Source organism: Litorisediminivivens sp. KMU-197 (genome assembly GCF_056858395.1).
The window spans coordinates 103,938-116,372 of the sequence record NZ_JBXEQG010000001.1 but is presented as its reverse complement, the minus strand read 5'-3'; the positions used below and the strand labels follow the sequence as shown (position 1 = coordinate 116,372).

The following is a 12,435-nucleotide window of genomic DNA, read 5'->3' as shown; positions in this document are numbered from 1 at the left end:
TCACCCTGCGAATATCTGAAGAAGCACGAAACTGCGCGCAATTCCGGTGCGCCGCCATTGGACCTTTCAGCGATACCCTCAGGCCCAGGCGGCCCCGAGGTCGGCACGCGACCGGTGGATCCAATGGTCCTTGAGCCAGGCACAGGGCTTCGAATAGCGAATGAGCGAGCCGGTGTAGCCCTCCACGGCATCGGGCATCTTCGGGCGGCCATGAAAGCACACCACCCGTGCGTCCTTGGGCAGGCGCGGCGCGGCGACGTAGTTGCGCGGGAACGGGTTGCAATCGTACTTGTAGCTCACCACCCAGTCGCCGGGGATATAGTCGAATACACCGTTATCCATCGCCTTGTGCGAGGTATAGCGCTGTTCGGAGCCGCGCGCGGTCTCGACCTCTTCGTAGGGGTTCGCAGCCAGATCCTCGTAGAGGAAACCATGTACCTCCGGATCGAAGCGAAAGACCGAGCCGTGCCCCGTTGGCCGGCCCTTGCGCGCTTCCGTCCAGTCGTGGCGCATGGCAATTTTGCCCGGCGACATCTGCCAGATCGGCGTCAGGTCGCCGGTGATCACCACGTCGAGGTCGAAGCCCAGCACCGGCCCCTCAAGATCAGGCACCAGCCCGGGCCGAAACAGCGAGACCTTGCGCATCGCGCCCTGTCTGTTGGCCACAGCCAAAGCCGCCTTCATTGGCTCGGCAAAGGGTTCCACCGGCAAATCAAGCACTTCGATATCGGGATGCAGCCCGTCGCTGTCCTCGGTCATGCACAGAAACCGCACAGGCGCCGCGATGTTGCGACGTACCCCGGAATACAGACGGTTGACGTATTCCGGGCCGAACAGGGTGCCCCACTTGATGCACATGATGTTGGCGTGATCGGCCATGCCCGGCTCCTTCGCGGCTGTCCATTCACCGCATACCCCGGATGAAATTGCCACACCACCCAACTGCGTGACATTTCTGCACAGGCAACACAATTGTGCGCGTGCAGAAAATTTGGTAATTCTGTTAGCGCTAACCAAACCCGAGAGCGAGGGGGACATACGATGACCGAGGTTCAAGCAACCGACCAGGCAGCGATCGCGGAAGCTGCCTTTTACCTGTGGCAGGACGAAGGCCAGCCGCATGGCCGCGATCAGGAATTCTGGCTGCGGGCCGAGGCCGCGCTGACCACGCCGAAGCCCAAGGCGCGCCGGGCTCCGGCCAAGAACGCTGCCCCGAAGAAGGCCGCAGCCAGAAAACCATCACAGAAGGCCAAGACAACGGCCAGTGCCGCGGATAAACCCGCCGGCAAGGCACCTGCAAAGGCGCGCGCGAAGGCTGCTGCGAAGGCCTGAGCACTCCGGCGGACGGCCTACGGCCTGCCGTCCGCCTAAGCGCTTGATCCGGCACCCACGCCGGGCTACTCTGCCGACATCCGAAGTTTCAGCGCAGGAGGGCTTCATGGAACTTGCAAGCACCCTGCGGGCCGCGCTCTGAGCGCCGCCCGGGACGAGACACGCTTGGCACACAAGCACGCGATCCTTCTGAACCAGGACAAATCCATTGACTGACAGAACCCTAACCGACCTTGGATGGTCGGACCACTTCGCGCGGCAGCTCTCCGACGCAGACGCCGCACTGATCCCTGCCCGCGTCGCCGAAGTCCACCGCGACCGAATTTCCGCGATCACGCCAGAAGCCACCATCGACCTGCATCCGCGCGAAGCCAGCGGAGCCTTCGCGGTGGGCGACTGGATTCTCACCGACGGCACCTCGGCATTGCGGCGGCTGGAGCCCTTCACCGACCTCACACGCCGCGCCGCCGGGCCGGGCGTTGGCGCGCAGCGGATCGCTGCCAATATCGACACCATCGGCATCGTCACCAGTTGCAACGACGATTTCAACGTGCCCCGGCTGGAGCGCTACCTCGCCATGGTATCTGCTGCCGGCTGCCTTCCGCTGGTGATCCTGACCAAGCCCGACAAATCAGACGCGCCCGAGGAGTATTTGCGCCGGGCCGAGCGCTTGTCGCCGCTGGTCACCGCGCTGGCGATCAATGCCAAGGACCCCGAGGATGCGGCGCGCCTGACACCGTGGTGCAGCAAGGCGCAGACATTGGCCCTGGTGGGCTCGTCTGGCGTCGGCAAGACCACGCTGCGCAACGCGCTGACCGGCGAGACCGCGGCCACCCGCGATATACGCGAGGACGACGCCCGAGGTCGGCACACTACCACCTTCCGGGCCCTCAGGCCGACGTTGGCAGGCGGCTGGCTAATCGACACTCCGGGGATGCGCGAGCTGCAACTGACTGAATCTGCCGAAGGAATTGGCGCGGTCTTCGAGGACATCGAGGAGATCGCCGCCGGGTGCCGCTTCAACGATTGCGCCCATCAGTCCGAGCCGGGCTGCGCCGTGAAGGCGGCGGTGGAGGCGGGCGAACTCGATCCCGAGCGTGTGGACCGCTGGCAGAAGCTCCTGCGCGAGGATCAGTACAACTCCGAGACGCTGGCGCAGTCGCGCGAGCGTCAAAAGCGGTTCAGCAAACGGGTCAAGGGCGCGGTTCAGAAGGCCCAGGTCAAGCGCGACGTCGAGCGGTGACAACGCCCCCGGGTCCCAGACCTGATCCAGGACCTCGTGGCCGGCACCGAAGGTCCCGGCGCGGGGGCCGGGACGCGCGGTTTCAAGCCGCAGGCATCCGCGTTTCTACGATTTCGGCCCACCACGAACAGCCCGCCGGGATCGCCTCGTCATTGAAGTTGTATTCCGGGTGGTGCACCGCCGCCGTGTCGCCGTTGCCCACGAGGATATAGGCGCCGGGGCGTTCCTCCAGCATGAAGGCGAAGTCCTCGCCACCCATTACCAGCGGCGCTTCATCGCAACTTCCCGCGACCTTGCTGGCGACCTCGGCCGCAAAGGTGGTCTGTTCGTCGTGGTTGACCATGACAGGATAGCCGTGGTGGTAAGTTACCGTAACGGTGCCGCCGAAGGTCGCGGCAATGCCGTCGCAGATCGCCTGAATGCGTTCTTCCGCCAGCTTCCGCATTTCGGTGCTCATGGTGCGGACGGTGCCCTTGATGTCGACCCGCTGCGGGATGACGTTGAACGCCTTCGAGGACGTCTCGAAAGATGTCACCGACACCACCACCTGATCGACCGGATCGGCATTGCGCGAAGCGATGGTCTGAAGCGCCAGCACCGCCTGCGCCGCCATCACCGTCGTGTCCACCGTCTCGTGCGGTTTCGCGGCATGGCCGCCACGGCCCTCGAAAGTTAATTCGAACTGGTCGGTTGCGGCGAAGAACGCACCGGGACGGATTGCGAAAGAGCCCACAGGACGTCCCGGCCAATTGTGCATGCCATAGACCTCCTGGATACCCCAGCGCTCCATCATGCCGTCGTCGCACATCTCCTTGCCGCCGCCGCCACCCTCTTCGGCGGGTTGGAAGATCACCACCACCTTGCCGTCGAAATTGCGTGTCTCGGACAGGTACTTGGCGGCCCCCAGAAGCATCGCGGTATGGCCGTCGTGGCCGCAGGCGTGCATCGCGTTCGGGGTCTTGGAAGCGTAGTCCAGCCCGGTCTGCTCATGGATCGGCAACGCGTCCATGTCGGCACGAAGGCCAATGACCTTGCCGGAGGTGTCGGTCTTGCCGTTGATCACGCCGACGACGCCGGTCCGGCCAATACCGGTCACCACCTCGTCACAGCCGAACGCCTTCAGCTTGTCGGCCACGATGCCGGCGGTGCGGTGGGTGTCGAAGAGGATCTCGGGGTTTTCGTGCAGGTCGCGGCGCCAGGCAGTGATCTCGTCCTGCAGTTCGGCAAATCGGTTCTTCACGGGCATGGCGGGCTCCTTCGAATATGGGGACTGGCGGCCACCTGAGCGTGAGCCGCGGGCCGGCGCGCGTCGGCGCCTTCAGTCCCGTTGGTGGACCCGTCCGGGCGCGGCGTCAATAGCCGCTGTCGGTGGTCAGCACATAGTGACCTGGACCAACTTGTTTGTAGACCGAGGGCTCGGGCGCGTACCCGACCTCGTGGATTGGCGAGGGGATCGGCTTGAAGTTCAGGTCCTTTTCAGACTTGCGCTGCCGCGGGTCGGCAATCGGCACGGCCTTGATCAGCGCCTGGGTGTAAGGATGGCGCGGATCTTCGAAGACCTGCGCCCGCGGTCCCAGCTCCACGATCCGGCCAAGGTACATCACGCCGACATCGTGGCTGACGCGTTCAACCACCGCCATGTCGTGGCTGATGAAAAGGTACGAGAGGCCGAGGTCGGCTTGCAGTTCCATCATCAGGTTCAACACCTGCGCCTGCACCGAAACGTCAAGCGCGCTCACCGCCTCGTCCGCGACGATCAGCTTGGGGTTCAGTGCCAGCGCGCGGGCGATGGCGATGCGCTGACGCTGGCCGCCCGACATCTCGTGCGGGTAACGCCGCATGAAGCTGCGCGGCAGGTGGACCCGGTCGAACAGCGCGGCGACGCGATCGGTGATCTCGCTGCCCTTGGCAATGTTGTAGTTGCGCATCGGCTCGGCGACCTGATCGGCCAGCATCATCTGTGGATTGAGCGAGGCGAAGGGATCCTGAAAGATCATCTGCATGTCGAGCCGCGCCTTACGCAGTTCCGAGGGGCTGAGCTCGATAATGTCCTTGCCGTCGAGCATCACATGGCCCGACAGAGGTTCGACCAGCCGCAGGATGGAGCGTCCGGCAGTGGACTTGCCGCAGCCCGACTCACCCACGAGGCTGAGAGTGCGGCCACGATTCAGGATGAAGGACAGGTCCTCGACCGCGTGCACATTGGCGATCGTGCGGCGGAAGAAGCCGCCCTTGACCGGAAACCGGGTGGTGAGGTTCTTGACCGTCAGCAGGTTCTCGTCGCTGCCGGGGATCGGCGCGATCTGCTGGTTTTCCACGCCCAGCAGCTTCATCGGCTCGGGCGCCGACTTGCCGCGCATCTCGCCAAGCTTTGGCACCGCCGCCAGCAGCGCCTTGGTGTAGTCGTGTTGCGGCGCTCCGAAGATCTGCGCCACGGTCCCCTCTTCGACCTTGTGGCCGCGGAACATGACCACCACGCGGTCGGCCATCTGCGCCACCACGGCCATATCGTGGGTGATGAACATCACCGCCGTCCCGGTCTCACGCTTCAGCCGATCCACCAGCGCCAGGATCTCGGCCTGGATTGTCACGTCGAGCGCCGTCGTCGGCTCGTCGGCGATCAGCAGGCGCGGTTCGCAGGCCAGGGCCATGGCAATCACCACACGCTGCCGCATCCCACCGGACAACTCGTGCGGATATTGCTTCAGCCGCCGCTCGGCCTCGGGGATGCGGACCTGTTTCAGCAGTTCCAGTGCGCGCGCGTGTGCTTGCCGTCGGCTCATGTTGCGATGCAGCCGCAGCCCCTCGGTCAGCTGCCGGCCCACGGTGAACACCGGGTTCAGCGCGGTCATCGGCTCCTGAAAGATCATCCCGATTTCGTTGCCACGAATGGTGCGCATCAGGTCCTGGTCGGTGTCGGCCAGATCCACCACGCCCGCGCCCTTCCGATCAAAGAGCAGCCGTCCACCGGCAATCTGACCGCCGCCATATTCCACCAGACGCATCAGCGACAGCGAGGACACCGATTTGCCCGATCCGGATTCGCCCACCACGCAGACGGTTTCGCCGGGATTGATCTCGAACGAAACGTCCTCGACCCCAACGACCGGCCCTTCGCGTGTCTGGAACTCCACGCGCAGCTTTTCTATCCGGGCAATCGGCTGGTCCAGCATCAGGGGTCCTTTCACGTGGGCGACGCGGGGCAGGCTAGGACCGTGTCCGGCGCAATGTCAAACGGCAAGACGGTGACCGCGCACCTCAGCACTTGCATTTCCGTCAAACTCTGTTTCGATGCCCTCATGCAACTGGGGGGAGTGTCCGGAAAAACCTTGTCCGGGATGATCCCACCTTCGCGCAATAACAAGACAGACGCCTGCCGGGACGCTCCCAGCCGGGTGAAATGTCCAACAAGGAGAGAAACATGATCGTGAAATCCCTTTTGATGGGTGCGGTGGCGGGCCTTGCGCTGGCCTCTGCAGCACAGGCCGAACGCGGCAGCGACGGCGAAGTGCGCATCATTTATTGGCAAGCGCCCTCGATCCTCAATCCGTACCTGTCCTCGGGCACCAAGGACCTCGAGGCTGCCTCGCTCGCGCTCGAGCCGCTGGCGCGCTTCGACGAGACCGGCACCATGGTTCCACTCCTGGTTGACGAGATTCCGACGGTCGAGAATGGCGGCGTCAACGAAGAGCTGACGCAGATCACCTGGAAACTCACACCCGGCATCAAATGGTCGGACGGCACGCCGTTCACCTCCGAGGACGTGAAGTTCACCGCCGATTACTGCATGGACCCCGAAGGCGGCTGCGCCCAGAACCCCAAGTTCGAGAACGTGTCCAGCATCGAGACCCCTGACGAGCAAACCGTCGTGGTTAACTTCGACAAGCCGACCCCCTACCCCTATGCGCTGTTCGTCGGTGGCGAGAGCCCGATCATCCAGAAGGCGCAATTCGAAAACTGCACCGGCACGCGCGCGCCTGAGTGCACGGACGAGAACTTCAATCCGGTGGGCACCGGTCCCTTCGTCGTCAGCGAGTTCCGCCCCAACGACGTCATCACCTTCGAGGCCAATGAAAACTACCGCGACCCGGACAAACCGGCCTTTGCCAAGGTGCTGTTCAAGGGTGGCGGCGATGCCAATGCGGCAGGCCGCGCGGTGTTGGAGACTGGCGAGTTCGACTACGCCTGGAACCTGCAACTGGCGCCCGACGTAATCGCCGGCATGGAAGCCGCAGGCAAGGGCAAGGCCGTCGCCGGCTTCGGCCCGCTGATGGAACGGATCATGCTCAACCACACCAACCCCGACCCTGCGCTGGGGCCGGATGAGCGCGCGGTCGTTGGGCCGCACCCCTTCTTGCAGGACCCGGCGGTCTACAAGGCGATGTCGCTGGCCATCGACCGTCCGCTGCTGGTCGAGATCGGCTATGGTCAGGCCGGCAAGGTCACCTGCAACTGGATCCCCGCTCCGGAGATGTACAATTCCGACACCTTCGACTGCTCCGAACAGGACATCGAAGGTGCCAAGAAGCTCCTGGACGACGCCGGCATCGTGGACAGCGACGGCGACGGCATCCGCGAGAAGGACGGCGTGCCGCTGAAGATCCTCTACCAGACCTCGACAAACGCCGTGCGTCAGGATTTCCAGGCGCTGATCAAACAGTGGTGGAGCGAGATCGGCATCGACGCCGAGCTTCGCAACATCAACGCCAGCGTCTTCTTCGGCGGCGACCCGGGCTCGCCCGACACCTTCCAGAAGTTCTATGCCGACGTGCAGATGTACGCCAACACGTTCAACGGCACCGACCCGCAGGCTTACCTGGGCAACGCGCTCTGTGATGATGCTCCGCGGCCGGAAAGCCAATGGCAGGGCCAGAACATCGCCCGCTTCTGCCACGAGGACTATGACGCGCTTCACCAAGAGCTGACCCGTACTGCCGACATCGAGGAACGCGCCCGTATCGCAAAGGAGCTCAACGACATGGTGGTCGAACGCGGCGGAATGATCCCGCTGGTCCACCGCGGTCGTATCTCGGCGCACGCCAACAGCCTCGGCGGCGTCAATCTCAATGTCTGGGACAGCGAGATCTGGGAGATCGGCAACTGGCACCGCATCGAGGAGTAAGCCCGACCCGGCGCTCCTGACCACCGGGCGGGGCATGTCCCCGCCCGGTCGGTTTCAACCTTCACGCAGCGCCCTTCGCGGGCTCTGCCAGACAATACCGGGTCTGCGACATGCTCACCTTTGCGATCCGACGGCTGATCCTCTCCGTCCCGACGCTGCTCTTCATCTCGCTCGTTATCTTCCTGCTGCTGCAACTGGCGCCCAATGATCCCATGGCGCAGATGCCGCTGACCATGCCGCCCGAGGTGCGCGAAAAGATGCGCGAGGTGCTGGGACACGGTCAGCCGATCCATATCCAGTATTTCAAGTGGCTGATGCAGTTCTTCTGGATCGAGCCAAAGGTCTTCATCGATTGGCTGACCGCCGAAAGCACGCTGTTTGGCTGGCTGCCCGACACATCGCTCTACAATGACGAGCTGCGGGTGATCTCCTGGCAGACCCGGTCGCCGGTGATGGATATCGTCGTGCAGCGCCTGCCGCAGACGCTTTGGGTGGTGGGGACCGCCTATATCCTGGCCATCGTCATTGCCGTCCCGATCGGCATCTATTCAGCCTATCGCCAGTACTCGTGGTTCGACCAGATGGGCACCTTCGTGTCGATGATCGGTTTCTCGATCCCGCCGTTCTTTTCCGGCGTGCTGGTGATCGTGATCTTCTCGGTCCAGCTGGGGTGGTTTCCCTCGATCTACGACACCACCCACCGGGTGACCGACTGGGAAAGCCTCTTGGTGCAGCTCAACCAGATGATCATGCCGGTCATGGTGCTGACGCTCCAGATCACTGCGCAGCTGAGCCGCTTCATGCGCGCTTCGATGCTCGACAACCTCAACCAGGATTACGTCCGGACCGCCCGCGCCAAGGGGCTGAGCGAATCCAGCGTCGTGCTGGTCCATGTGCTGCGCAACTCGATGATACCGGTGGTCACGGTGATCGCGCTCGGCGTCCCGTCGATCTTCGGCGGCGCCATCATCACCGAGCAGGTTTTCAAGGTGAACGGCATCGGCCAACTTCTGATTACCGCGATCGAGGCCAATGACCTACCGATGGTCCAGACGCTGACCTTCGTATTCGCGGTGCTGATCGTGCTGTTCAACCTGATTGCCGACCTGCTTTACGGCGTGCTCGACCCGAGGATCCGCTATGACTGAGATCACCGAACCCGTCCCGCAAAGCGCGCCTCGCAGCCAGTGGAGCGAAGTCTGGCACCAATTCCGTCAACACCGCGGCGCAATGTTCGGCGCGGTGGTCTTTCTGCTGATCGTCGTCGCCGTCTACGTGGGCCCCTTCCTTTGGCCGCATGACCCGCAATTCCTGCCGCAGGGTCGCGACTTCATCAACCTGCGCGACACGAGGCCGATCTACGTGGCGCTGTGGGACGCAGGCGCCAAGGTCGACTGGTCGCATCCGCTGGGCACCGACAACCTTGGCCGTGACACGCTGGCGCGGCTGCTGTTCGGCGGGCAGGTGTCGATTGCCGTGGGCCTCACCGCGATGCTGCTGTCGCTGTTCCTCGGCACGCTGATCGGCGTCATCGCGGGCTTCTTCCGCAGGCTCGACGGGCCGTTGATGCGGCTGACCGATCTGTTCCTCGCTTTGCCGCTGTTGCCGCTGATCCTCGTCGCGTCGCTGCTGTTTCGCGAGTCGCTGTCGGCCATGTTCGGTCCCGAAGGCGGCGTCTTCGCCCTGATCGTCGCGCTGATCGGTATCACCTCATGGATGCAGACCGCGCGGATCGTGCGTGGCGACGTGCTGGCGCTGAAAGAACGCGAGTTCGTGCTGGCCGCGCGCTCCATCGGCACCGGCAATACCAAGCTGATCACCCGGCACCTGTTGCCCAACATCCTGTCGCCGATCCTCGTCTCGGCCACGCTGGGAATCGCTACGGCGATCATCACCGAATCCGCGCTGTCCTTCCTGGGTTTCGGCTTCCCGCCGGACTTTCCGACATGGGGCCGGCTTCTGAACGACGGCGTCGACCGGCTGGTAAGCTATCCCGAGCGCTCGATCTGGCCCGGTATCATGATCTCTCTGACCGTTTTGTCGGTGAATTACCTCGGCGACGGGCTACGCGACGCGCTGGATCCGCGCATTCGGGGGCGGTAACTCCGACAGATTTAAATAAGACCATGTGTTCGGCCCGCCCTCGCGCGGGCTGAATTGCGTTTCGCGCAGAAGGGGCAGCTTGGAACGATGTTCTGCCCCTTTCTCCACCTGCAGAGTCCCGTCCGCGTCGTACCTGCCTTCGCGACAGCCTATCCCCTTGATCGGAGAGGAATTCGGGCGCACATCAGCGCAGATTTCACGCGCGAGGATCGCCCAATGTTCGAGCAATTCGGCTTAGAGGACACCACCGTCAAGCAGGCCAGCGTCATCCTGGCCCTGCTCATCGGCGCCCTGTTCGGCCTTCTGGCCGAGCGCACGAAATTCTGCTTCCGCCGTGCGTTGGTGGGCGAGGACCGCAAGGAGGCCGCCGGTGTCTGGCTGATGGCGCTGGCCGCTGCCGTGATCGGCACGCAGGCCGCAGTCTTTGCCGGTCTGATCTCGTTCGACGATCATCGCTTCATGTCCGCCGACCTTGGCTGGCTCGCCATCGCGCTGGGTGGGCTGCTGTTCGGCGCCGGCATGGTGCTGACCCGCGGCTGCATTTCGCGTCTGACGGTGCTCGGCGCCGGAGGCAACCTGCGCGCCCTGACCGTGATCCTCGTTTTCGCCGTCGTGGCGCACGCCACGCTGAAGGGCGTCCTTGCCCCCCTTCGCACGGCGCTGGCCTCGGTCACGTTCCCGATTGGCGACAGCATCTCGCTCGCAGCCCTGCCCGGCGGCGCGCTGGTCTGGACCGCTTTGATAGCCCTCGCATCGCTGGCCTTCGCCCTGACCTCCGGCAACCGCATCGGCACGCTGATCATGGCGGCCCTGCTTGGCCTGTTGGTGCCTGCTGCCTGGGTCGGCACCGGCTTCGTCCTCTATGACGACTTCGATCCGATCGCGCTGGAAAGCCTGTCCTTCACCGCCCCTGCAAGCGAAACCCTGTTCTGGACCGTCGCTTCGACCGCCATCGAGCCCGGCTTTGGCGTCGGCTTCTTCGGTGGCGTCCTTGGGGGTGCCCTTCTGGCCTCGCTCGCCTTCCGCAGCTTCCGCTGGCAGAGCTTCTCCTCCCCGCGTGAGACCGGCCGTTACCTTTCGGGCGCCGTGCTGATGGGAGTCGGAGGCGTGTTGGCGGGCGGCTGCACCGTGGGTGCGGGCCTCTCCGGCGTGCCGACGCTCTCCGTCGCCGCGATCCTCGCGCTTGTCTCCATCGCCATCGGGGCGCTGACAGCGAATGCGCTGCTCAGTGCTTCGCGGCGAGGCGTTTCCGCATCCGGTGCAGCATCCAGCCGACCAGCGCCACAACCGGCAGAGTGAGCCCGGCCAGCACCACATCCTTGCTCAACCCGAGGCTCTTTCCCAGCGGGTAGAACAGGTAGCCCGCCAGCGACACCGCGTAGTAGCTGATCGCCACTACGGACAGCCCCTCCACCGTTTCCTGCAGGCGCAGTTGCAGCTCGGCCCGGCGGTTCATCGCCTCGAGCTGCGACTGGCTCTGCGCCGAGCGCTCCACCTCGATCCGGGTGCGCAGCAGTTCAGAGGCCCGCATCGCCCGTTCCGCCATGGTGGCCAGCCGCCGTTCGGTCGATTTCACCGTGCGCATCGCCGGGTCATAGCGCCGGATCATGAATTCCCGCCACGACTGACGCCCGTTGAAATGGCTTTCGCGCAGCATCTCGATACGTTGAAGCACAATGGCCTCATAGGCCCCGGTCGCCCCGAAGCGGAACGACGACATCGCCGATTGCGCCTCAAGCTCGGCGGAAATCGACAGCAGCGCATGCAGGGTTTCTTCCGCAGGCCGGCCATCGTCGGTCATCCGGGTCATCAGATCCGACAGCTTGTCGTCCAGTTCGCCCAGCACCGGGCCAAGTTCCCGCGACGCGGCAAAGCCCAGCATCGACAGCGACTTGTATAGCTCGATCTCGCATATCCGCTGCAACACCCGCCCGATCCTGCTGGCCCCCGTGCCCGCTGCCGGGAACAACGCGAAACGCACGTGCCCCGCTGGGTCGATCCTAAAGTCGCCCGCCACGATTGCCGCCTCTTCCAGCACATGGCTGACGGCAAGGCTTTCCGATACGAACCATTCCTGCAATTCCTCGGCAAGCCGGTCGTGATCGGGCTGATGTTCGACCCGGATCAGGGCCGAAGTCACCCTCTGGCCCGGCATCTCGGCCAGCCACTCTCTGGGGAAAACCTCGAAATCGGCCGGATCGAAGGGCCGCTCGCCGGTGCCGTCCATGAACACAGTGTAGGTCACCACCTCCGTGTGGCTCTCCCACTTGAGATGGTATTTGCCGATATCCGCCGAATGGTGAGTCGCCCCAGGTTTCGGATGCGGCGCGCCATAGCGGTCAAGCAGGTCAGTCAGGTGCGCCAAATCTTCCAACTTGTCACGGCTCGCGGCATGATTTTCTTTGCGAACAACAAGATAGACCGCCCGGCCCGGCGCCGTTGCCATCGGAAAGGGGCGCGCGTGCAATTCGTTCGACAACTGGTAGCGTAACGGATGATCGGTGATCTTGGTCATGGGCCTGGCTTTCGAAGTTGCCGCAATCTACCCCGATCCGACCCGAGGTAAACAGAGAAATTCATTTTCTTTCAATGTGTTACGTGAATACAATTGCATACCGGCCGGGGTCCGACACAC

At 63.9% G+C, this 12,435-nt stretch carries 10 protein-coding genes; 6 read left to right on the top strand and 4 right to left on the bottom strand.

Annotated features, from left to right (window positions below):
- Positions 1-78: 78 nt before the first annotated feature.
- Complete coding sequence (locus AC04PT_RS00515; RefSeq protein ID WP_482871522.1) at positions 79-879, bottom strand: glycosyl transferase; 801 nt, start codon at positions 877-879, stop codon at positions 79-81.
- Positions 880-1,041: 162 nt separating this feature from the next.
- On the opposite strand from AC04PT_RS00515, the gene AC04PT_RS00510 reads away from it, so the two are divergent.
- Positions 1,042-1,332: a DUF2934 domain-containing protein gene (locus AC04PT_RS00510; protein WP_482871521.1), complete on the top strand. Its 291-nt coding sequence runs from the start codon at positions 1,042-1,044 to the stop codon at positions 1,330-1,332.
- A gap of 208 nt (positions 1,333-1,540) precedes the next feature.
- Complete coding sequence (gene rsgA / locus AC04PT_RS00505) at positions 1,541-2,575, top strand: ribosome small subunit-dependent GTPase A (RefSeq protein ID WP_482871520.1); 1,035 nt, start codon at positions 1,541-1,543, stop codon at positions 2,573-2,575.
- Between the two features lie 82 nt (positions 2,576-2,657).
- Here rsgA and AC04PT_RS00500 read toward each other — a convergent pair whose 3' ends face one another.
- Positions 2,658-3,821, bottom strand: coding sequence for a M20 aminoacylase family protein (locus tag AC04PT_RS00500; protein WP_482871519.1), 1,164 nt, complete (start codon positions 3,819-3,821; stop codon positions 2,658-2,660).
- A gap of 106 nt (positions 3,822-3,927) precedes the next feature.
- The gene (locus tag AC04PT_RS00495) at positions 3,928-5,748 is read right to left on the bottom strand and encodes an ABC transporter ATP-binding protein (protein WP_482871517.1); all 1,821 of its coding nucleotides are present in this window, start codon (positions 5,746-5,748) and stop codon (positions 3,928-3,930) included.
- A gap of 248 nt (positions 5,749-5,996) precedes the next feature.
- Between AC04PT_RS00495 and AC04PT_RS00490 the strand changes: the two genes are divergently transcribed.
- The 4 genes from AC04PT_RS00490 to AC04PT_RS00475 all read left to right on the top strand — a co-directional run bounded on the left by AC04PT_RS00490 (position 5,997) and on the right by AC04PT_RS00475 (position 11,099).
- The gene (locus tag AC04PT_RS00490) at positions 5,997-7,697 is read left to right on the top strand and encodes a peptide ABC transporter substrate-binding protein (protein ID WP_482871516.1); all 1,701 of its coding nucleotides are present in this window, start codon (positions 5,997-5,999) and stop codon (positions 7,695-7,697) included.
- A gap of 110 nt (positions 7,698-7,807) precedes the next feature.
- Positions 7,808-8,845 carry an ABC transporter permease gene (locus tag AC04PT_RS00485; RefSeq protein ID WP_482871515.1) on the top strand — a complete coding sequence of 346 codons (1,038 nt, stop codon included), beginning with the start codon at positions 7,808-7,810 and terminating at the stop codon, positions 8,843-8,845.
- Complete coding sequence (locus AC04PT_RS00480; protein ID WP_482871514.1) at positions 8,838-9,800, top strand: ABC transporter permease; 963 nt, start codon at positions 8,838-8,840, stop codon at positions 9,798-9,800. Before AC04PT_RS00485 ends, AC04PT_RS00480 begins: the two co-directional genes overlap by 8 nt.
- Before the next feature lie 216 nt (positions 9,801-10,016).
- The gene (locus AC04PT_RS00475; protein ID WP_482871513.1) at positions 10,017-11,099 is read left to right on the top strand and encodes a YeeE/YedE family protein; all 1,083 of its coding nucleotides are present in this window, start codon (positions 10,017-10,019) and stop codon (positions 11,097-11,099) included.
- Here the strand turns inward: AC04PT_RS00475 and AC04PT_RS00470 are convergent.
- Positions 11,026-12,315 (bottom strand): DUF3422 family protein, encoded by a 1,290-nt coding sequence (locus tag AC04PT_RS00470; RefSeq protein ID WP_482871512.1) that lies wholly within the window; start codon positions 12,313-12,315, stop codon positions 11,026-11,028. The two genes, AC04PT_RS00475 and AC04PT_RS00470, sit on opposite strands and share 74 nt — an antisense overlap.
- Positions 12,316-12,435 lie beyond the last annotated feature (120 nt).